Here is a 20,749-nt window from a genome sequence, read left to right as displayed (position 1 = left end):
TCGCGGGCTGTCCAAATGCGGTCGAGCCGGCCGGCGTCTCGTCGTCGGTCGCCGAAATTGCCCATCCCGATCGAGCGGGCTGCCGACGCCGGTCCCAGGCGCCGGTGGTCCGGCGCCTGGACTCCCGACATCAGAACGTCGCCTTGAGCGAGGCGTAGAAGCTGCGCCCCGCCTCGGGATAGCCGTCGCTCAGGTAATAATCCTGGTCGAGCAGGTTGCGGGCGCCGGCCGCAACCGTGAAGTGTGCATTAATGGCGTATTCTGCGCGGAAATTGAGCAGAACATAGGCGCCGGTGGTGTAATAATAATTGACCTTGTTGACGGTATATGATGTCCAGCGATCGTCCGCGAACTCAAGGCTGGGCGTGAGCTTGAGATTTTCATAGGGCTGCCAGGTTGCGTAGACGAGACCCTTGATCTCGGGCACACCGCTCGGTTGGAAGCTCGGGTCACTGGGGTTGGTGACCTCGCGATCGATCCAGGTGATGTTGCCGCCGAACGTCCAGGTATCGGACGCCGCATAGTCGAACGACGCTTCCGCGCCGTAGAAATAGCCGTCGCCGACGTTCTGGTACTGGGTGATGCTGGAGGTGATATTCACCGACTGGATCATGTCCTCGACGTCGCTGTAGAACGCCGTCACCGACACTTGGCTCTTGGGTGCAAAGGCATTGGCCCAGCCGACCTGGTAGTTGGTGGCCACCTCCGGCGCCAGCCCCGGATTGGAATAGGCGCCGCCGAACCGCGAACTGAAGCGCTCGAACAGCGTGGGGAAACGGGTGCGGTGGGAGAAGTTGGCGAACACCTTCGCCGTCTCGCTGTAGCGCCAGACCGCCGCGCCCTGATAGTCGACGGCGTCGCTGTCCTTCAGCGGATAATAGATCAACCCGTTCGCGGTGGTGAAGTCCTCGGCGGAGATCAGGTTACGCCAGTTGTAACTGACGCCCTGCACCAGGTCGAACGCCGGCGTGACATGGACGGTGTTCTCAAGCGCAATCGAATAGGTATCCTCCACCGTGTTCTGCTTCGGCTCGGTGAAGCACACTGCGCTCTGGACGCAACCGGACGACGTTCCCGAGCTGTTGGTGAAATTCTCGTTCCACTCGGTGTGGTCGTCGCGACGGAAGCTGAACGCCGCCTTCAACGTGTCGAACCGACCGAACTCGGTGCCAGCCTCGACGTTCCCGCCGAAGGCGTAGTCGTCGTAATAGCTGTTGAACGCGTTCGAGCCGGACTGAACGGTCTGCTGCCAGTCGGAGAACGATCTCAGCGTATTGTTGAACGTATTATAATACGCCTTCGTCTTCACATAGGACGAATCACCGACCTGGGTATTGGACAGCCAGTAGAGGTTCTGGATATCCCACTGCGGCCAATCCCAGAAGCGGCGGCTGGTCGACAGATCGGTGACGTGGTACGGTGCCCCCTTCTGGCCGGCCTGCTTGATGAAGTTGATCGAGTATTCGTCGGTGGCGTTCGGGGTGTAGCCGGCCTTGAGGTTGACGTTCCAGTCGCGGGTGTCGGAGTGGTCGCGCAGGCCGCCGTTCTCGACCGCGGTCGGGTTAAAGCTCTCCGACAGCATCCAGCCACGCTGGTCGCGATAGGTTCCGCTGGCCTGGACGTAGCCGTTCTCGGTGCGCGAGCCGCCGCGAAGGTAGTTCAGCGTGCCCTCGAACGTGCCGTCGGTGCCGAATTCGGCCTGGGTGCGGCCCTCCGCCTCCAGTTCCTTGGTCGGCTTGTAGCTGACGAGGTTGATGGCGCCGCCCATGCCGCCCGGGCCGTCGAGCACCGAGACGTAACCTTTGGCGATCTGAACCGCCGCAACGTCGGGGGTGAGGAAGCGGCCGAAGTCCAGCCGGTTGTCGGCGGGCAGATAGATCCGCACGCCGTCGATCGACAGCGGCACCTGCCAGCGGTCGAAGCCGCGGACATAGATCAGTTGCTCGTTGCGGGTGCCGCCGGAATTGGAACTCGACACGCCGGGCGCGAGATTGACCGCCTTGTCGAGCGTGTCGGTGGCGAAGGTCTCCATCTGATCGCCGGAGACGGTGCTGCCGCCGAAGTCGTCGGTCTCCTGGGTGCTGCTGCTCGGCGCGGACACGTGGATCTCGCCGAGATTGAAAATCCCGTCCTCGGCTGCGGCGGGTCCGCCGGTCGCCGATCCAAGCGCTCCGGCGACCACGGCGCCGGCCGCAACCACCCATGTTTGACGTCGTAAACGCATATCCCCTGCCCCCGCTGTGGTCGTCATTGCGTTCGAAGTGGTCTGGAACGGCGCTCGCGCCGTTCGCCGCTGCTGTTCGAAGACACACGTCGTCCATCGCAGCGCGTGTCCTCGCCGTCGTGAAATTGCGATGCCGATAGCCCTGGTGGTGGCGCCGCGGCGCGCGAGCGGTCCCGGTCCGACCGCGTCAGGCCGGGTCCTCAAGGCGTTTGTTCGTGCCCAATTTCACGTGCGGCACCGGGCCCGACATTGCGGGGTGCTAGAAGTCCGCCCCGACCCGCCGCACCAGGGCGAACGCCCGCTCGTGCGCACGGTCGAGTTCGGCGTTCCAGACCGCCGCGATGTCGCTCGGGTAGGATTTGATCCGGGCCAGCCGGGCGGGGTCCGTCGCCGCCTCGGCGCTCACCGGAACGCTGCCGGCCAGGCGCCGGGCTTCGGCGAGCAGTTCGGAATATTTCGGGTTCGGCTGGGCGGCGAGCTTGGCTTCGGCATCATGGATGGCGCGCCACAGCGCGGCGACCCGTTGGTGCCGGCTCGTAATGGCGGCGTCGAACAGCGCCGAGATAACGCCGCGCCGCAGTCGTCCGAGGTCGGCATCATAGGCGAAGGTGATGTCGTCGGCCGGCGCAAAGGGATTGGCAAATACCGCGTCAATCTTGCCATAGGCGTCGGGCCGAATCGGATGGCGGCGAATGTCGGGCCGCAGCAGCAGCTCCTGAGCCGGGCGCGACAGCAGGAATGCGACGAAGGTGGCGGCGGCCTTGGCATTGGGCGCGCTGGCGGTCGTCGCGATGTGGGCCGGCAGGAACGCGGTGCGCGCCGGATAGACGAAGCCGACTGGGCGCCCACTGGCTGCCGCGGCCATCGGATAGAAGTCGATGGTGAGGCCGACCGCGATGTCGCCGGCGGCGACAAGATCGGTCGGGCTGCCGCCGATGCCGAGAAGCTTGCCGTTGCCGGCGATTTCCGAAATCAGCGCCCAGCCGCGCTCCCACCCCTCCGACTGCAAGATGACATCGTAGAGCGCGGGCGAGAACCCGACCGATGCCGGAATGGGAAGTCCAACCGCACCGGCAACGCGCGGGGTGGCGAGATCGCGCCACGCTTTCGGCACGCCGAGCCCCCGCTCCTTAAGACGGTCGAGGTTGAATGCAAGTCCGTAGCCGGCAACCTCGTAGGCCTCGAACAACCCGTTCGGATCGGAAATCTGCTGCCGCCCGATCCGGCCCGGGATGCTCGCACGGTCGACCGTGATCGCCCGGAACGCGCCGCGGTCGCGCAGCGCCGGAAAGGTGCTGAGCGAGGGCCCCCAGAACACGTCGATGCCGCTCTGGTCCGGCTTGCTGAGATCGCCGAACGCCTCAATGCCCTGCTTCCAGACCAGTTCGACCGCGATGTCCGGATGCGCCGTCTCGAACGCCTTGACAACCGGGCCGACGACGTCGTCGTGATAGGTGGTCAGCACCACCACGGTGTCCTTCGACGCCGCGGGACTGGCCAGCACGACGCCGCCGAGTATCAGCGCCGCGGCGACGGAGACGGCGCGTCGCGCACCTCCGAGGGTGCCATTGACCTGCAGCCATCGCCCACGCAAACGGCTCACGGTCGTTATATAGTTTACATTCATAACGGCAATAATGCGGCAAGTTAACCGGTCGGCAAGATTGAAATTGCCGCAACGAGATGGGAAAATCGCCTAAGAATTGACCAGTCCGCCAGCCTATTCCGCCAGACGAGGTACCTGGGTGGGGCTGGGCGCCGCGGCGCCCGCACCAGGCCAGTTCGAACCGTCCACGGCAAAGGGTGGCGCGTGTCGCCGGTGATGGCGCATTCGCGCCGCGCTTGGAGCGCCCAGCGCCCGCAGCGGCAGCAGGAAATGAAACGGCAAGCGCCGTGCTGGCCGGCGCGAGACCGTCCCGCACGCGCCAAGCGGACGCGCGGAACGGCCTCGGCTTTGCCCCATCGCCTGGACCCCGGGGGGCGTGATCGGGGCCAAGCTTGCGGGCAGGTTCGATGCTGGCACGGCTGCACGCCGGTGTCGGTGATCAAGTCACCGACACCCGGAAGCGAACCTGCGACGGCTCGCCCACATCGCAATTTCCGGGAGCCGGATATGTCAGATACGGGAACCCTCGCCGACCACGCCCTCGCGGCGACAACGGCGCACGGTGCGCCCTCCGCACCTCCGGTGCCGCCGAGCACGCAAGCGGCACCGGCCGACACCTCCAGGACGGGCTCCTTGGCGCACATGCCCGTCGGCCTGTTCGGCATGGTGATGGGCCTCGCCGGCGCCACGATCGCCAGCCAACGGGCAGCCCACACCGCCAGCGGCCTGCTCGCAACCGTGGCTGACAGGGTCGCGCTCGGCATGGCCGGCGTCACCCTCGCGGTCGGCGCGTTCATTTTCCTTGCCTACCTCATCAAGCTGATGCGCTATCCCCACGCGGTGGTGGAGGAATGGCACCACCACGTCCGCATCAACTTTTTCCCGGCCGCCAGCATCGCGCTGGCGCTGGTGGCGACCATGCTGCTGCCGATCGCACCGGAGGTGGCGCGGCCGATCTGGATCGTCGCCGCGATCGGCCACGCCATCGGCTTCGTCGGCGTGGTGTCGAGCTGGATGGGGCCGCGCACCATTCCGGTGGCGACGCTGAACCCGGCATGGTTCATCCCCGCCGTCGGCAATGTGGTGATGCCGATCGCCGGGGTGTCGCTCGGCTACGTCTCGGTGTCGTGGCTCTATTTCGGCGTCGGCGTGGTGTTCTGGCTGCTGCTGCTGCCGATGGTGATCCACCGCTTCGTGTTCGAGGCGCCGCTGCCGCCGAAGCTGGTGCCGACGCTGGCGATCCTGATCGCGCCGCCGGCGGTGGCGTTCATCGCCTATGTCAAGCTGAGCGGCGGGCTCGATGCCGGTGCCCAACTGCTGTTCGGCGCCACCATCGCGTTTGCGGCGCTGGTGGCCGCCGCCGCCGGCCGCATCGCCAGGGCGCCGTTCGGCGTGCCGTTCTGGGCGCTGTCGTTCCCCTCGGCAGCATTGACCATCGCCACCTTGGCCTATGGCGAGAAGACCGCGAACCTGGGCGTCAGCTATGCCGGCCTTGCGCTGTGGGCGCTGTTGATCGTCCTGATCGCGGCGTTGCTGGTGCGGACGATGGTCGCGCATTGGCGCGGGCAGATCTGCGTGCCGGAAAAATAGCGGACCGTCGTGGCCGCCCGCACAAACAAAAACCCGGCCACTCGGCCGGGTTTTTCTCTATCGCACGGAAAGCGCAGCGCCAGGGTGGCTTCCCAGAGGTCGCATCGCCCGGCCGACACGCCGTCGCCGAAATCGTGGCTCGAAGGCGGCGGGATTTCCCGCGAACAATCAGCGTCTGGACGGCGTGACGATCCGCAACCCGTATCATCCGGTCGCGTGGTTGGCTTCTGCCTTCTTGCTGAATTGGTCGTAGGCCTCGACCGCCTGAGCCGCGTACATCACGCTCGGGCCGGCGCCCATATAGATCGCCATGCCCATGGTCTCCATCACCTCGTCGCGGGTGGCACCAAGCTTGACCGCTGCCTCGGCATGGAAGGCAATGCAGGCGTCGCAGCGCGTCGCCACCGCGATCGCGAGCGCGATCAGCTCCTTGGTCTTGGTATCGAGCGCATTCGCCTTGAGCGCCGCCTGGGCGATGGCGGAGAACCCCTTCATCACGTCCGGGGCGCCAGAGCGCACTTCCTTGAGCGCCACCGAGAGTTCGCCGGTTATCGCCGTCCAGTTCTTATGCATGTGGTCCATCACTCCAAAATAAGAAAGCCCATGGGACGATGCGGGGGATCGGCCCATGGGCGTGGACGAGAGCATTCTCAGCAAAACTGGATACCGGTTTTGCGTACGAGAATGCGATAACTCGAAGACCTAAAGCCACCACCCGGTTCAATCGGATCGGTTGGCGCTCCAAGGCTCGATTGTTCAGGTGCGCGGCGTCGGACAGGTCTTGATGCCGAGCAGCGAATAGGCCGGGCAGAAGCTGAAGCCCGCGGTCGCGAGCGGCACCACGCCGACCCACGCCCACACCGGGCCTCCCGTCGCCGCCCAGGCGATCAGCGCAATACCGACAACGGCGCGCAACACACGGTCGATCGTTCCAACGTTCGCGGTCATGTTCATGTGGTCCTCCTCGAATCCTCTTTGAGTGGCAGCAAGGTAGGAGCCTCACAGACGCGGGTCTGTGATGAAGTCACAGTGGCGTGGCGCAAAGAGTCGCAAACTTCAGCCAAGACGCCCGCAGAGAGGCCGCGGCAGCCGCACATGCGCAGCCGCCGCAGCGCCTTCCGATGCGACGAACCCCGATCGGATCGTCCGGATTTCGTCGAAAAGAGACCCCGGCCCATCATGCGACCGCACGATCAGCCACCACCCATGGAGACACGCTATGCTGAAATCGACCGTGCTTGGCCTGATGCTGGCGCTCGCGTCGCTGCCGGCAGCAGCCGAGGATGCCCGCACCCGGCTCGACCTGCCGCCGGAGATTCGCGAACTGTTCCTTGAGGAGATGCGCAACCACATGGCTGCGCTCGACGGCGTCATCCAATTGCTTGCCGCCGGCCAGACGAAGGAAGCCGGCGCGCTGGCGCGCAAGGAAATGGCGATCGGACGCGGCAAGGGCATCGGCCGCTACATGCCGATCGAGTTCCGCGAACTCGGCCTTGCCTATCATCGCTCCGCCGAGGAGTTCGCTCGGCTGACCGAGAGTATTCCCGCCAAGCCGTCGGCGGAGCAATGGGTGCAGGTACTCGGCGGCATCGCCGCCATCACCGCCAATTGTGCCGGCTGCCACGGCGTATTCCGAGCGCAGTGATCGGGTTTGCGATCGGCCGGTTGGGCCCTTGGTGACCTAAGGAAACTCGGCGACAGCACGACGAAACTCCGGCCTGATCGGCCGGATTTCGATCACAGCGTCTTGCTGAGCGTGAACACGCCGCGCATGTCGCCCTGCTTGAAGCCGGTGGCCTGGTCGGCCGGATAGAGTTCGCCGATCTTGGCGCTGACCTCAGGCTTCAGGTTGCTGCCGTGGCAGGAAAGGCAGAGTTCGCCGGTCGGGATCGCCTGGATGTAGCGGAACACCCGCCCACCGTTCTGCTCGACGATCTCGGCACGCTTGAGCGTTGCCGCCGGGGCGCCGGCGGCAACGCGCGCGGCGAAGTCCGTCATCACCGCGCGCTCATAGGCATCCGGCGCCGCGGCCGGATTGCGCGGCTTCAGGCTGGTGCGGGACATTATCCAGCCGCTGCGGTTCGATGCGTCCGCGGCGATGCCCGGCGCCTCCTTGCCGCAAAAGGCAACGGCGCCAACCGTTCCGGAACTCTCGACAGCGCCCTTGAGCGCGCCGAGCAGCGTGCCGGCAAAGTCCTTGGTCAGCGCTGCGGCTTTGGCTTCAAGCGCAAGCCTGGCCTCGGCCCGCTCTCGCACCGAGGCGGCGACAAGCGCGGCGGCAGCCGCCAGCGCAACGATCACGTAAGCGGTCTTGTGCGGCATCGCTGGGTTCCGTGTGTCGGTTGGAGGATGGCGGGCGGACCGAGGTCGATCCCGCCAGCACCGCTATCCGCATGGGTTACGGGTGGCAGCGCCTGTCGTCTGTGACGAAGTCACCGTCTCCTGCGTTCGCGGCCGGTATCTTTCAGCCTGCGGTGGCGCAACCGGCGGCGTTGCCACAGCGTTGCGGCTGGAGGGGCGGCGTCATGCGCTCGACGCAGTTGCGGACGGCGCCGAGCCACCTATATTGAGCATATGTTCAAAACAGCGCAATGATCGGCAGCTGCCATGCCCCGCCCCCACAAGGTTCGCATCGTGCGCGAGGAGCTGCCGGTTCGCTATTTCAAGCCGCGCGGCATCCCGCTCACCGAACTCGACGAGGTGCTGCTGACCGTCGACGGCCTCGAAGCCTTGCGGCTGGCCGACGCCGAAGGGCTCGAGCACATCACCGCGGCCGAGCTGATGGGGGTGTCCCGCCCGACCTTTTCCCGGCTGCTGGCGGGGGCGCGCACCGCCGTTGCCACCGCGCTGGCGCGTGGCTGCGCGATCCGCATTGATGGCGGCGCGGTGCGCATGGCAACCGGCGACGACGTCGCGGAAGACTGCCCGGGACGCCGGATGCGGCGGCGGCGAGGCCATTGCCGCTGGCGCGAAACCAATGTCGGCGACCAGGACGATACGGCGCCCGAGGAGACACCCTCTCCCGACTCCTGAGCCGACGTCGACCGTTCGCGTGCAAGTGCAATCAAAGGATCCCTCGACATGACCACGACCACATCTCCCGAACCGCCCGCATCGGCGCATCCCAACCGGCGCGATATTCTGCTGCTCAGCACCGCGGCGATGGGTGCCGCGGGTCTCGCCGCGGTGGCTTGGCCGTTCATCGACCAGATGAACCCCGATAGCGGGACGATCGCCCAGGGCGCCCCGATCGAATTCGATATCGCCCCGATCGCCGATGGCCAGATCGTCCGCATCTTCTGGCGCGGCAAGCCGATCTTCGTCCGCCACCGCACGACCGAAGAAATCGCCGCCGCCGAGAATACCGACGTGGCGGCGCTGATGGACCCGGAACCCGACTCCGCCCGTGTGAAGGCCGGCAAGGCCGAGTGGCTGGTGGTCTTTGCCAGCTGTACCCACCTCGGCTGCATTCCGCTCGGGCACCAGGGCGATTGGGGTGGCTGGTTCTGCCCGTGCCACGGCTCGCAGTACGATACCTCCGGCCGCGTCCGCAAAGGCCCGGCGCCGACCAACCTGCCGGTTCCGCCCTATCGGTTCGCCAGCGACACCAAAATCGTCATCGGCGAGGCTTGATCGGGTCCGGGAGGTCGCTTCTCAAGCCCGGTAACAGTTTCGCCGAGAGCCCCTGCGCGACAGCGGGTTTTCGGCGACCGCACTGCGGTCCTCGAGCGTCGTCAACCGAAGCCTCGGCCCGAGCGGCCGGGGGTCAGCGTTGCCGTCGCGCCCGCACCGCCCCTTCCCTGTAATTTCGGAGACGTCTATGCGCATCGCGGTCGCCAGCCAGAATTTTCGTACCGTGACCCCCCACGCCGGCAAGACCCGCCGTTTCCTGGTGTTCGAGGTCGACGCCGGCGCGCCGCCGCGCGAGGTGGAGCGTCTCGACCTGCCCAAGGAGATGGCAATTCACGAATTTCAGGGTGGCGGGGATCACCCGCTCTACACCATGCGGGCAGTGATCGCGGCCAGCGCTGGCCCCGGCTTCGTCAACCGGATGGCGTCTCGCGGCGTCGATGCCGTAGCCACCAGTGAAACCGACCCCGTCGCAGCGGTCAGCCGCTATATTTCCGGCACGCTGCCGGCAGCCGCCCCCCACGACGACGACTGCGGCTGCCATTAAAGCGAGGCTGACAAGGAACGCCTGATCCGAAAGCCGGCCGGTCAGCCCGCCGACCTGCGGCTCCATCAGTTGCACGGCGGCAAAGCCGATCATCTCCCGCAACACATCGGCGTCGGGGGTCTTCTCCACGAGCGCGCCAAGGTTCAACATCTCGTCGGTCATCGGTGGTCCTCAGGTTCAGGTTGGTGTCGCAACCAGACCCTACCGAGAAACTGCCGATGGCCACCCTCGCGAAGCCGCCCGCCCGCTACGGCGCCATCATGGGCACGCCTGCGATCGGCTTCGTGACCGCCGAGCTACACCACCGGATGGGACACGACCAATACAGTCGCCGGCAAACCCAGGGCGGGTCAGTCGCGTCGAAACGTGCGGACGACCGCCCTTCGGCTCTGATGTCGGAATTCCGAAAAAGGAACGTCGCGTCCCGATCTCAGCTATCGCGGAACATGCTCCGGCGCCTCACGGGCACGGCATCGGGGCGAGGAGTTCGAGCGTCGCCATCTCGCCGCGGAGGCGGAAGTCGCCATAGTCGAGCGTGAGGTTGCGGCTGATGCCGTTCTCGAACAGCTCGAAGCCCAGCGTGTAGAGCGGCGTCTGCGAGTCGGAGGCCGCGTCGAAATAGCTGACGGTCACCGGCCAGCGCTGCAGGCCGGCGAGTTCCGGCCGCTGCGCCGCCGCCTCCAGCGCGCCGGTGCCCGGCTCGATCGGGCGGCCGACCACGCTCATGGTGTCATAGACCTTGTGGCCGGACTCGGTGCCGTCGAACACCTTGGCGGAGACGATGCGCTCACCTTTGCGCGCCGCCTCGACCAGGCGCCGCATGTGCTCGGTCGGAAACACCACGCCGGCGCCCAGCGCCGCCTCGCCGTCCGCCGGCTTGGCAATCTTGACGGTGACGCGGCCGTCGGCGCCGCGTTCGGCGCGGCCCTCGCTGACATCCTGCGACGCGCGGTCGACCGAGCTTTGGTTGGCAAACCGGAAGGTCTTTGCTGCGGCGTCTTCCCAGCTGGTGGCCAGGGTGTCGGACACGTTCGACCGCTCGTCAGCGCCCTCGATCTGTACCACCTGACGCAACGACATCGCCCAGCCCTCGCAGGCATTGCCGGAGAACTCGTAAACGATGCGGCCGCGCGCGGCGCGGACCTGCGACTTGGTGATCGGCCCGTCGAGGTCGAGATCGTAGACCGCGCGGTGCGGCACGAACGCCGGCGGCTCGTCGGCGACGGCTGGGGTGGCGGCGAGAGCGATAGACCCGACGACGAGGCCGACGGCCGCGGCGAGCGATGTGACGTTCATGAACCCGATCCTAGCCCCACGCCGGGCACCATACTGGCCACGCGCAGCCGCCACAACGCTACCCCGCCTTGTGCGGCACCTCCGGCTGCGTCCACACTGGCGCAACCCTGACCGCCTGCACCCTTGAAGGACCCCTAGCAATGGCCGGAACCGCCGAACAGAAGCTCGCCGAACTCGGGCTTGTCCTCCCTGCCCCGGCCGCGCCGGTGGCGACCTACGTGCCGTTCGTGCGGACTGGCGCGCTGCTGACGGTGTCGGGCCAGCTCTGCTTCGCCCAGGACGGCACGCTGTCGCACAAGGGCAAGATCGCCGATTTCGACCTCGGCACCGGTCAGCAGGCGGCGAGGTTCGCCGCGCTCAACGTGCTCGCCCAGGTCAAGGCCGCCGTCTCCGACCTCGACCGCGTGGTGCGGGTGGTGCGGCTCGGCGGCTTCATCAACAGCGGCCCGATCTACCCCGACCTGGCCAAGGTGATGAACGGCGCCTCCGATTTGATGGTCGCGGTGTTCGGCGAGCGCGGCCGCCATGCCCGCTCCACCGTCGGCGTCGCCGAGCTGCCGCTGGGCGCCTTGATCGAAGTCGAGGGCCTGTTCGAGGTCGAATGATGGCGCCGGGCTGGCTGACGGCGCGGCCGATCGCCCACCGCGGGCTGCACGATCCCGCCGCCGGGGTCGTCGAGAACACACGCTCGTCCTGCGCCGCGGCGATCGCCGCCGGCTACGCCATCGAGGTCGACCTTGAGCGCTCGGCCGACGGCGAGGCGATGGTGTTCCACGACGACACCTTGGACCGCCTGACCGAGGCCACCGGCCCGCTTGCCGCCCTCTCCGCCCGCGAACTGCAAGCGGTGCGGTTCCGCGCCACCGGCGACGCCATGCTGCGGTTCTGCGATCTCTTGGCGCTGGTGGCGGGGCGGGTGCCGTTGATCGTCGAGCTGAAAAGCCGGTTCGACGGCGATCTGCGCCTCGCCGTGCGCGCCGCCGAGGTGGCGGCAGGCTATGCCGGCCCGCTCGCCATGATGTCGTTCGACCCGGACCTCGTCGCCGCGTTGCGCCGGTTGGCGCCGGACGTGGTGCGCGGCATCACCGCCGAGCGCCACTATGACGATGCGGAGTGGACCGGGCTCACGCGCTGGCAGAAGCAGCGCCTCGGCAACCTGCTCCATCTGCCCTCTTCCCGCGCCCAGTTCGTGGCGTTCGGCATCCGCGACCTGCCGAGCGCGGCGACCTGGCTGGCGCGGCACGGGCTCGGCCTGCCGCTGCTGACCTGGACGGTGCGGACCAACGCCGACCGCGCGAGGGCGCGGCGGTGGGCGGACCAGATCATTTTCGAGGGGCTTCGGCCGTAACGGCGCCGGATGCCGACGCATGGGGCGGTTGAGTCGATAACCTCGCCGCATGTATGGTGTGCGGCGACATCACGGCCGGCGTCACGACGCGATGGTCGGGACGCCGCATGAAAACTGATCCGGCCGCGACCTGCGGCGTAACGTGACGGTGTCCGCCATCGTCGCCATGTTCGATCCCACCCCGCACGACCTCAGCCTCGACGTGGTCGGGAGCTTCCGCGACATCGCGCGCGATGCGTGGAATGCCTGCGCCCGCCCCGCGGTGACAGCCGGGGCGGCGGCCGCGGGCTCGGTACCCGCCGATGACGAGCTTTTCCCGGCCTATGAGCAGACCGCGGACAACCCCTTCGTTTCGCACGAATTTCTGTCGGCGCTGGAGCAGTCGGGCTCCGCGGTCGCCGGCACCGGCTGGGCCGGGCTCCATCTGATCGCCAAGGACGGCGGCGGCACCATCGTCGGCGCCGTCCCGGCCTACCTCAAGGGACATTCGCGCGGCGAATACGTGTTCGATCAGGGCTGGGCCGACGCCTACGCGGCCGCCGGCGGCCGCTACTATCCCAAGCTCCAGGTTGCGGTGCCGTTCACGCCATGCACCGGCCCGCGCCTGCTGGTGCGGCCCGGCCATGACGCGCCGGCGGTGCGCCGCCTGCTCGCCGCCGGCCTCGCCGAACTGGCGCAGCAGACCGGCGCGTCCTCGGTTCACGTCACCTTCCCGACCGGGCGCGAATGGACCGAGCTCGGCACTGAGGGCTGGCTGACGCGCACCGACCGCCAGTTCCAGTGGCTGAACCGTGGCTACGGCACGTTCGACGCCTTCCTCGACGACCTCGCCGCCCGCAAGCGCAAGGCGATCCGCCGCGAGCGTCGCGAGGCGCTTGCCGCCGGCATCGAGATCCACCGCCTCACCGGCCCCGACCTGACCGAAGCGGTGTGGGACGCCTTCTTCGCCTGCTACATCGACACCGGCTCGCGCAAATGGGGCCGGCCCTATCTGACGCGGGATTTCTTCTCGCTGGTGTCGGAGCGGATGGCCGACAAGATCGTGCTGGCGATGGCGCGGCGCGCCGGCCGCTGGATCGCCGGCGCGCTCAATTTCGTCGGCTCCGACACCCTCTATGGCCGCCACTGGGGCGCGACCGAGCACCACCCGTTCCTGCATTTCGAGCTTTGCTACTATCAGGCGCTCGACGCCGCCATCGAGCGCGGCCTCGACCGGGTCGAGGCCGGCGCCCAGGGCGAGCACAAGCTGGCGCGCGGCTACCTGCCGGTGCCGACCTATTCAGCCCACCTGATCCTCGACCCCGGCTTGCGCCGCGGCGTCGCCAACTACCTCGCCCGCGAGCGGGCCTATGTCGCCGAGATGGGCCGCGACCTGCTGGCGAGCGCGCCGTTTCGCAAGGGCCAGCCCGAGGACGGCGACCTGTGAGGCGAAATCCGGCCGGTCAGGCCGTCGAACCAGGTTGCAGTCACACCCGCGCCACCTCGGCCGCGACCAGTTCCGGCGCGCGCCGCAGCAGCACCGGCGCATCGACGCCGAAATAGCGCCGGGTGCTGTCCAGCACCTCCTCGTCCATCGCGAACCGGAATGCGTTGCACGGCTCGCCCTCGATCAGTCGGGGCAGGCCGAGCGGCTCGACCTTCCAGCCCATCTCCAGAAGGCGCGGCGTCCACCACATCTCGGCGACCGCGGTGATGGCGGAGATGCCCTCCTCCAGCGAGAATTCGCAGATGCCGCACAGGATTTCGCCCAGCGCCCGGCTGTCGCCGCCGCGGTGCGCCTTGGCGACGAAAATGCGCGTCCATTCGAACACGTCCGGCTGACGCGGCACCCCGCGCAGGGCGAGGTCGGGAAAGACGTCGCCGAGCAGGTGCGGCCGGGTCGACGGGATCAGCCGCGAGCCGCCGACCAGTCGACTACCATCAAGCGACAGAAGATAGAACGCATCGAGCGTGTCGAACTGGTCGATCTCCAACGGAACCGGACGATCGAGGTCCATCCATTTCCGATCTCTGACGTAAATATCATAGCGAAGATGGAAATGTTCCATCAGTTCATTTTTGTATAGGTGACGGTTCATGCGGTGAACGACGTGGATCAACTCTGCCTCCCCTGGATTAATTCACCCTAGGGGCAGAGATTCTCGTCGTCACCTGTAAGTTGTTACTGGATCAACCAGCGGTAAAATGCCGTAAAACCAACGGCCACCCCGCACAGCCAACCCGGCCGGCGCCGCGACTGCGGCCCTTGCCGACTCCCGCGACAGATTTCGAAACTCCGAGGAGCCCATCCGCGGGAAACGGAACTATGGGATCGAGATCTCGCCGAGCGCGATGGCTCGGGCGACGGCGTGGGTGCGCGACACCGCCTGCAGCCGTCGCGCCGCGGTGGTGACGTGGTAGATCACCGTCCGCTCGGCGATGCCGAGGATGCGGGAGATTTCCCAGGCGGTCTTGCCCGCCGCCACCCACAGCAGCACCTCGCGCTCGCGGTCGCTCAACAGCCGGCGGCGAACCGGCGCCTGCTCGCTGGCGAGCTGGACGGCGCGGGCATGGGCGAACATGCCGACCAGATGGATGGCGCGCTGAACGTCCGGGTCCCGCTCCGGCGCCTCGCCGGCCACCGACACGCACGAATGCAGGCTGCGGCTGGTCACGATCGGGATCACCAGGCCATCGCGCATGCCGATATCGGCGGCCTCGGCCATGATCAGTCGGCCGCGCGGCTGACGCTCATCGTCGATCGGCGCGTCGTGCCAGGTGAACGGGTCGATCCGCACCCGGCCGAACGCCGCCACCGGATCGTCGCGGTAGTAGTCCCGTTCCAGGTAGCGGTCGTGCCAGCCGTTCGGCCAGCTGTTCACCAGGAAAAACGGCTGCGGATCGGCCGGCGGATCGGGCAGACCGGTAATGAGCACGACATTGTAGCCGAATGGATCGAGACAGAGCCGGAACGTCTTGATCAGATCGTTGGTGTGAACGGCCTTCTCGAGGCGCTCGACCGCCGAAAACGCGATCTTGGCGTGATCAACCAACGAAGCCATCGCTGCCTCCCGGTGTCCGGCCGATCCCACCGAAGCCACGCTCCTTGACGCCGCTGCTGCCGGCGTCGGGGTGCATCTGCTGACGTACCCAAGTGTGGAGAAAAATTCATCTCCAAACACGCCGACGGACGATGCGCCGCACATGCCGGCGCCCTTGGAGCGCGCCACGCCTCGGCTGCACCGACGACGTCATCGGCGCGATGACGTAAGGTTTTGTTGGCATTTCTGGCGCTGCAATCGGCCGCCACAATTGCCTTGAACAATTCGAGGCGAGCAGCGTTGCGCTTAAGGCGCATTTGACGCTGCCTTTAGGAGGAGGCTCATGGCACATCCGCAACCGAATCCCGAGCTTCATCGCCGTGCCTTCGTGCTCGGCCTTATCGCGGTCGGAGCCGTCGGCTCGCTTGCCGTCACCACCGGCGCGGCCGACGCGGCGCCGGCGCTGCCGGTTCCGCCGGAGATCCCCACCACACCGGCCTATGACGCGCTGTTCCGGCCGGAGGCGGACGAGGCCGCCACCGAGACCGTGCAGTGGGGCCGGCGCTGCTGGATCAACCGGTGGGGTCAGCGGGTCTGCCGTGGCGGCCCGCCGCCCTGGCGCCGTCCGCGGCGGCGGGTGTGCTGGTGGCGCAATGGCCGCCGCTACTGCGCGTGGCGCTGACGAACGGCACCACGGCAGCGCGTTCGCTGAACAACAGCTGGGCGGGTCCGCCGAAGGGCGGCTCGCCCTTTTTCTGCGCCCGGCGGACGCCGGCCAGGTGCCGGTGCCACGAAGGCGCGGCGGGCAAAGGCGGCCGCCGGCGTTGCCGGGAAAATGCGTTAAGCTGGAAAGGTCCGTTCGCCCGATTCACGCCGGGGCGCGATTTTCCGGAAGCGCTGCGGGAGTTGCCACCCGTTGCCGACCTTGAGGCCCGTCATGACCGCCTACGATCCCAACAACGTCTTCGCCAAAATTCTCCGGGGCGAAATCCCCTGCTTCAAGGTCTATGAGGACGCCAAGACCTTCGCCTTCCTCGACATCATGCCGCGGGCGCCCGGCCACACCTTGATCATTCCCAAGGCGCCGGCCCGCAACCTGCTCGACGTCCAGCCCGACGACCTTGCCGAGGTGATCCGCACCGCGCAGAAGATCGCCATCGCCGCCAAGACGGCATTCGCCGCCGACGGCGTCACCCTCACCCAGTTCAGCGAGGCGGCGGGCGGCCAGGAGGTGTTCCATCTCCACGTCCACATCATCCCCCGCCACGTCGGCGTGGCGATGAAGCCGCCGGCTTCGGTCAAGGAAGACATGGCGGTGCTGAAACAGCACGCCGACAAGCTGGCGGCCGCACTGGACCAGTGACCTGTTTCACTTTTTGAATCCGGCACTTGCGTGAAGGTACGGATTCAAATTGTGATCAAAGCTGCAGCCACCACGCCCCGGCGATGATCACCGCATCGGCCGCGATCAGGCCGATGGTCACCGAGCGGCCGGTGGCGGCATAGGCGGCGGCGCCGGCCGCGGTGGCGCCGAGCCGCAACACCAGCGGCGTGGCGGCGAGCCCGCCGGTCGGAAACAGCACCAGCCGCGCCGCAAGGCCGGCCACCAGCGCCGTCGCCACCGCCCGCACCAGGCGAAACGCCAAGCTGCGGTCGTCGATGCGGTTCGCCACCGCGATGCCGAGGAAGCGCCAGACATAGGTTGCCGCAGCGGCGGCCAGCACCATGGCGTAGATCCCGAGTTCGCTCACCGCCACCGCTCCCGCAACAGCCCGGCCGCAAACGCCGCGGCGCCGCCAACCACCCCGGTCAGCATCAAATCGAGGTCGGGCGCCACCGCCACCATGATCGGACACAGCACCAGCCCGAACCCGAAGGCGAGCTTGTCCTCGAAGCTTGCGGCGGTGCGCTCCAGCGACAACAGGAAGAACACCGGCGGCAGGAACACCAGGCCGATCACCAGCGGCTCGGCCAGCCGGCCGGCGAGGAGATAGCCCGCCCCGGTCGCCAGCGCCGAGGCCACGATCAGCGTGTAGGCCATGCCGAGATAGAAGCTCGGCCGCGCCTCGCGCGGTAGCTCCGGCAGGTGGCGGAACGATTCCACCCACACCGTCTGCGCCACGAAATGGGCGCTCCAGAACTGGGTGCCGAGCGCCATGCGCGGCGACCGCAACACCGGCATCAGCGACACCACCATCGGCAGCAGCCGCACCGCCGACAGCGACACCGCAGCGAGCGCGGCCAGCGGCGATGTGCCCGCCGCCACCGCGCCGAGCAGCACCACCTGGCCCGGCATCGCCCACACCGTGAGCGTGGCCAGCACCGCCGCACCCACCGGCCAGCCGGCGTCGGCGGCAAGGCCGCCGAAGCCGATGAACGAGGCCATTAGCACCAGAACCGGCGGGCCGAACGCGATGCGGACGCCGGCGGCGAGCGCCTCGCGCGCGGTCATGGCGCCGGACGCACCGGTGCCGGCGGCGGGGGTGCTGGAGGTCTGTTCTGGGCGGGGAGCGGACGGTTCAGCCATGCGTCCTTGTGACCGATCCGGCATCCGAGCGAAAGTTGGCCTTCCGTCCAAGTCCGCCCGGCCCCGATGCAGAAAGGCCGGGCATCGGCCCGGCCTTCCGTTCATTGCCTGCTCACGCCTTGATCAGCGGCACCTTGGGCACCGGGCTGCGGGCGCTGCCGCCGCCATTGCCGCCTTTGGTCGGCTTGTCCGCCTTGGGCTTCGGCTTGGCGACCTTGGCGGCGAACACCGGTTTGCGCTTGCGCACCTTCTTCGCCGGCGCCACCGGTTCGGGCTTCGGCGTCACCGGCCCTTCGAGGAACTCGAAGCCGAGCTTCCGGACGCCGTCGACCTCCTCGACCACCACCTTGACGTGGCCGCCCTTGCGCAGCTTGCCGAACAGCACCTCGTCGGCCAGCGCCTTCTTGATCGACTCCTGGATGACCCGGCCCATCGGACGCGCGCCCATCTGGATGTCGTAGCCGTGCTCGACCAGCCAGTCGGTCGCCTCCGAGCTGAGCCCGATGGTCACGTTGCGGTCGGCGAGCTGGGCCTCCAGCTGCAGCACGAACTTCTGCACCACCATCGCGATCACCTCGGTCGGCAGGTGCGCGAACGGGATGATCGCATCGAGGCGGTTGCGGAATTCCGGCGCGAACAGGCGGTTGATCGCCTCGGTATCGTCGCCCTCCCGCTTGGAGCGGGTGAAGCCGTAGGCCGCCTTGGCGAGGTCGCTCGCGCCGGCGTTGGTGGTCATGATGATGATGGTGTTGCGGAAATCGACCTGCTTGCCGTTGTGGTCGGTCAATTTGCCGTGGTCCATCACCTGCAGCAGGATGTTGTAGAGATCGGGATGGGCCTTCTCGATCTCATCCAGCAGCAGCACCGAGTGCGGGTTCTGGTCGACCGCGTCGGTCAGCAGGCCGCCCTGGTCGAAGCCGACATAGCCTGGCGGCGCGCCGATCAGCCGCGACACGGTATGCCGCTCCATGTACTCGCTCATGTCGAAGCGGGTCAGCGGCACGCCGAGCGAGTCGGCGAGCTGCTTGGCCACCTCGGTCTTGCCGACGCCGGTCGGCCCCGAGAACAAATAGGAGCCGATCGGCTTCTCCGGCTCGCGCAAGCCGGCGCGGGCGAGCTTGATCGCCGAGGACAGCGCCTCGATCGCCTTGTCCTGGCCGAACACCACCCGCTTCAGGGTCCGTTCGAGGTTGGCCAGCACCTCGGCGTCGTCCTTCGACACCGTCTTGGGCGGAATCCGCGCCATGGTCGACACCACGGCCTCGATCTCCTTGACGCCGATCGTCTTCTTGCGGCGGCCCTCCGGGTGCAGCATCTGCGCCGCGCCGGATTCGTCGATCACGTCGATCGCCTTGTCGGGCAGCTTGCGGTCGTGGATGTAGCGCACCGAGAGGTCCACCGCGGCCTTGATCGCCTCGTTGGTGTAGCGGAGCTTGTGAAAGTCCTCGAAGTACGGCTTCAGCCCCTTCAGGATCTCGAAGGCGTCGGCCGGCGACGGCTCGTTGACGTCGATCTTCTGGAACCGGCGCACCAACGCGCGGTCCTTCTCGAAGTACTGGCGGTATTCCTTGTAGGTGGTCGAGCCGATGCAGCGCACGCTGCCCGAGGACAGTGCGGGCTTCAGCAGGTTGGAGGCGTCCATCGCCCCGCCCGAGGTCGCTCCGGCGCCGATCACCGTGTGGATCTCGTCGATGAACATGATGGCGCCGGGGTAGTTCTCGATCTCCTTGATGACCTGCTTCAACCGCTCCTCGAAGTCGCCGCGGTAGCGCGTACCGGCGAGCAGCGCGCCCATGTCGAGCGAGAACACGGTGGCGTTCGACAGCACCTCCGGCACCTCGCCATTGACGATGCGGCGGGCGAGACCCTCAGCGATGGCGGTCTTGCCGACGCCGGGGTCGCCGACGAACAGCGGATTGTTCTTCTGGCGGCGGCACAACACCTGGATGGTGCGCTGGATCTCGTTGTCGCGTCCGATCAACGGGTCGATCTTGCCGTCGCGCGCCTTCTTGTTGAGGTTGATGCAATAGGCATCGAGCGCATCGCCCTTCTTCTTGGGTTCCTCGCCCGGCTTGGTGTCGGCCTCGTCCTCGACGCCGCGCGCCGGCCGGCTCTCCGACAGGCCGGGCCGCTTGGCGATACCGTGGCTGATGTAGTTGACGGCGTCGTAGCGCGTCATGTCCTGCTCCTGCAGGAAATACGCGGCGTGGCTTTCGCGCTCGGCGAAGATCGCCACCAGCACGTTGGCGCCGGTGACCTCCTCGCGGCCGGACGACTGCACGTGGATCACCGCGCGCTGGATGACGCGCTGGAAACCGGCGGTCGGCTTGGACTCGTCGCTGCCGTCGGTGGTGAGATTGTCCAGTTCGCTGTCGATGTAATCGACCAGGGCCCGCTTCAGCTTGTCGAGGTCGACATTGCAGGCCCGCATCACCGCCGCCGCGTCCTGGTCTTCGACGAGGGCAAGCAGCAGATGCTCCAGCGTCGCGTACTCGTGGTGCCGCTCATTGGCCAGGGCCAGGGCGCGGTGCAGGGACTGTTCGAGGCTGCGGGAGAAACTGGGCAACGGGGGCTCCTATTTCTTCTCCATAACGCACTGGAGAGGGTGCTGGTGTTTGCGGGCGAAGTCCATCACCTGCGTGACTTTTGTTTCCGCCACCTCATAGGTATAGATCCCGCACTCGCCGACGCCATGGTGGTGGACATGCAACATAATGCGCGTCGCTTCGTCACGGTTCTTTCCAAAGAACCGCTCCAGGATCAAAACGACGAATTCCATCGGCGTGTAATCGTCGTTCAGCAGCAGCACGCGGTACAAACTCGGGCGCTTGGTCTGCGCCTTGGTTCGCGCGATCACCGCCGTCCCCGGCCCGGCCGGCGTGACCGGTTTGCCCTTGTCGGCCATTGCGCGGGGACGCCCCGGCGCGGCATCTCGCGATTTGGTCAGAGGAAACTCCAGGA

At 67.3% G+C, this 20,749-nt stretch carries 21 protein-coding genes and 1 pseudogene; 9 read left to right on the top strand and 13 right to left on the bottom strand.

Going from position 1 to position 20,749, the window contains the following annotated elements:
* Window positions 1-130 precede the first annotated feature (130 nt).
* Window positions 131-2,101, bottom strand: a complete 1,971-nt coding sequence (locus tag BVIR_RS07200) for a TonB-dependent receptor (RefSeq protein ID WP_236823731.1) — start codon at window positions 2,099-2,101, stop codon at window positions 131-133.
* Window positions 2,102-2,483: 382 nt separating this feature from the next.
* Entirely contained in the window at window positions 2,484-3,827 is a 1,344-nt protein-coding gene (locus BVIR_RS07195) for an ABC transporter substrate-binding protein (RefSeq protein ID WP_060833010.1), read from the bottom strand.
* A 645-nt stretch (window positions 3,828-4,472) separates the two neighbouring features.
* Between BVIR_RS07195 and BVIR_RS07190 the strand changes: the two genes are divergently transcribed.
* Entirely contained in the window at window positions 4,473-5,420 is a 948-nt protein-coding gene (locus BVIR_RS07190; RefSeq protein WP_055037079.1) for an SLAC1 anion channel family protein, read from the top strand.
* Between the two features lie 204 nt (window positions 5,421-5,624).
* Here the strand turns inward: BVIR_RS07190 and BVIR_RS07185 are convergent, their stop codons facing one another.
* Entirely contained in the window at window positions 5,625-5,993 is a 369-nt protein-coding gene (locus tag BVIR_RS07185) for a carboxymuconolactone decarboxylase family protein (protein ID WP_055038739.1), read from the bottom strand.
* A gap of 183 nt (window positions 5,994-6,176) precedes the next feature.
* Window positions 6,177-6,368, bottom strand: coding sequence for a YgaP family membrane protein (locus BVIR_RS07180; protein ID WP_055038738.1), 192 nt, complete (start codon window positions 6,366-6,368; stop codon window positions 6,177-6,179).
* Window positions 6,369-6,639: 271 nt separating this feature from the next.
* Here BVIR_RS07180 and BVIR_RS07175 point away from each other — a divergent pair, with 271 nt between their 5' ends.
* Window positions 6,640-7,065 carry a hypothetical protein gene (locus BVIR_RS07175; RefSeq protein WP_055037078.1) on the top strand — a complete coding sequence of 142 codons (426 nt, stop codon included), beginning with the start codon at window positions 6,640-6,642 and terminating at the stop codon, window positions 7,063-7,065.
* Between the two features lie 92 nt (window positions 7,066-7,157).
* Here BVIR_RS07175 and BVIR_RS07170 read toward each other — a convergent pair whose 3' ends face one another.
* Window positions 7,158-7,742 carry a Tll0287-like domain-containing protein gene (locus BVIR_RS07170; protein WP_055037077.1) on the bottom strand — a complete coding sequence of 195 codons (585 nt, stop codon included), beginning with the start codon at window positions 7,740-7,742 and terminating at the stop codon, window positions 7,158-7,160.
* Between the two features lie 285 nt (window positions 7,743-8,027).
* Here BVIR_RS07170 and BVIR_RS07165 point away from each other — a divergent pair, with 285 nt between their 5' ends.
* Together BVIR_RS07165 and petA are read left to right on the top strand one after the other, a co-directional pair.
* Window positions 8,028-8,453, top strand: a complete 426-nt coding sequence (locus tag BVIR_RS07165) for a DUF134 domain-containing protein (protein WP_055037076.1) — start codon at window positions 8,028-8,030, stop codon at window positions 8,451-8,453.
* A gap of 48 nt (window positions 8,454-8,501) precedes the next feature.
* Window positions 8,502-9,053, top strand: a complete 552-nt coding sequence (gene petA, locus BVIR_RS07160) for a ubiquinol-cytochrome c reductase iron-sulfur subunit (RefSeq protein WP_055037075.1) — start codon at window positions 8,502-8,504, stop codon at window positions 9,051-9,053.
* A 580-nt stretch (window positions 9,054-9,633) separates the two neighbouring features.
* On the opposite strand, the pseudogene BVIR_RS16765 reads toward petA, so the two are convergent.
* Window positions 9,634-9,759 (bottom strand): annotated as a pseudogene (locus BVIR_RS16765) (IS256 family transposase); the annotation flags it as partial.
* A gap of 297 nt (window positions 9,760-10,056) precedes the next feature.
* Window positions 10,057-10,893: a cell envelope integrity EipB family protein gene (locus BVIR_RS07150; RefSeq protein ID WP_055037073.1), complete on the bottom strand. Its 837-nt coding sequence runs from the start codon at window positions 10,891-10,893 to the stop codon at window positions 10,057-10,059.
* Window positions 10,894-11,033: 140 nt separating this feature from the next.
* On the opposite strand from BVIR_RS07150, the gene BVIR_RS07145 reads away from it, so the two are divergent.
* The 3 genes from BVIR_RS07145 (at window position 11,034) to BVIR_RS07135 (ending at window position 13,667) form a co-directional block, all read left to right on the top strand.
* On the top strand, window positions 11,034-11,498 hold the full coding sequence (locus BVIR_RS07145; protein WP_055037072.1) for a RidA family protein: 465 nt from the start codon (window positions 11,034-11,036) through the stop codon (window positions 11,496-11,498).
* Window positions 11,495-12,241 carry a glycerophosphodiester phosphodiesterase family protein gene (locus BVIR_RS07140; RefSeq protein ID WP_055037071.1) on the top strand — a complete coding sequence of 249 codons (747 nt, stop codon included), beginning with the start codon at window positions 11,495-11,497 and terminating at the stop codon, window positions 12,239-12,241. Before BVIR_RS07145 ends, BVIR_RS07140 begins: the two co-directional genes overlap by 4 nt.
* 166 nt (window positions 12,242-12,407) lie before the next feature.
* Entirely contained in the window at window positions 12,408-13,667 is a 1,260-nt protein-coding gene (locus BVIR_RS07135; protein WP_055038737.1) for a GNAT family N-acetyltransferase, read from the top strand.
* Window positions 13,668-13,707: 40 nt separating this feature from the next.
* Here BVIR_RS07135 and BVIR_RS07130 read toward each other — a convergent pair whose 3' ends face one another.
* Both BVIR_RS07130 and BVIR_RS07125 read right to left on the bottom strand, forming a co-directional pair.
* Window positions 13,708-14,319: an acyl-homoserine-lactone synthase gene (locus tag BVIR_RS07130; protein ID WP_082416806.1), complete on the bottom strand. Its 612-nt coding sequence runs from the start codon at window positions 14,317-14,319 to the stop codon at window positions 13,708-13,710.
* A gap of 225 nt (window positions 14,320-14,544) precedes the next feature.
* A complete protein-coding gene (locus BVIR_RS07125) occupies window positions 14,545-15,282 on the bottom strand; it encodes a LuxR family transcriptional regulator (RefSeq protein ID WP_055037069.1) in 738 nt (245 codons plus the stop codon).
* A gap of 322 nt (window positions 15,283-15,604) precedes the next feature.
* On the opposite strand from BVIR_RS07125, the gene BVIR_RS07120 reads away from it, so the two are divergent.
* The gene (locus BVIR_RS07120; protein ID WP_055037068.1) at window positions 15,605-15,943 is read left to right on the top strand and encodes a hypothetical protein; all 339 of its coding nucleotides are present in this window, start codon (window positions 15,605-15,607) and stop codon (window positions 15,941-15,943) included.
* Between the two features lie 255 nt (window positions 15,944-16,198).
* On the top strand, window positions 16,199-16,624 hold the full coding sequence (locus BVIR_RS07115) for an HIT family protein (protein ID WP_055037067.1): 426 nt from the start codon (window positions 16,199-16,201) through the stop codon (window positions 16,622-16,624).
* A 55-nt stretch (window positions 16,625-16,679) separates the two neighbouring features.
* Here BVIR_RS07115 and BVIR_RS07110 read toward each other — a convergent pair whose 3' ends face one another.
* The 4 genes from BVIR_RS07110 to clpS form a co-directional block, all read right to left on the bottom strand.
* Window positions 16,680-17,012, bottom strand: a complete 333-nt coding sequence (locus BVIR_RS07110; RefSeq protein ID WP_197604414.1) for an AzlD domain-containing protein — start codon at window positions 17,010-17,012, stop codon at window positions 16,680-16,682.
* Window positions 17,009-17,788 carry an AzlC family ABC transporter permease gene (locus BVIR_RS07105; RefSeq protein ID WP_169788589.1) on the bottom strand — a complete coding sequence of 260 codons (780 nt, stop codon included), beginning with the start codon at window positions 17,786-17,788 and terminating at the stop codon, window positions 17,009-17,011. Before BVIR_RS07105 ends, BVIR_RS07110 begins: the two co-directional genes overlap by 4 nt.
* 112 nt (window positions 17,789-17,900) lie before the next feature.
* Window positions 17,901-20,354 carry an ATP-dependent Clp protease ATP-binding subunit ClpA gene (clpA, locus tag BVIR_RS07100; RefSeq protein ID WP_055037065.1) on the bottom strand — a complete coding sequence of 818 codons (2,454 nt, stop codon included), beginning with the start codon at window positions 20,352-20,354 and terminating at the stop codon, window positions 17,901-17,903.
* Window positions 20,355-20,363: 9 nt separating this feature from the next.
* A complete protein-coding gene (gene clpS, locus BVIR_RS07095) occupies window positions 20,364-20,693 on the bottom strand; it encodes an ATP-dependent Clp protease adapter ClpS (protein ID WP_060833051.1) in 330 nt (109 codons plus the stop codon).
* Between the last annotated feature and the right edge of the window lie 56 nt (window positions 20,694-20,749).

The organism is Blastochloris viridis (assembly GCF_001402875.1).
GTDB lineage: Bacteria > Pseudomonadota > Alphaproteobacteria > Rhizobiales > Xanthobacteraceae > Blastochloris > Blastochloris viridis.
Note: the sequence above shows the minus strand (reverse complement) of the source record. Positions and strands in the feature narration are given on the sequence as shown.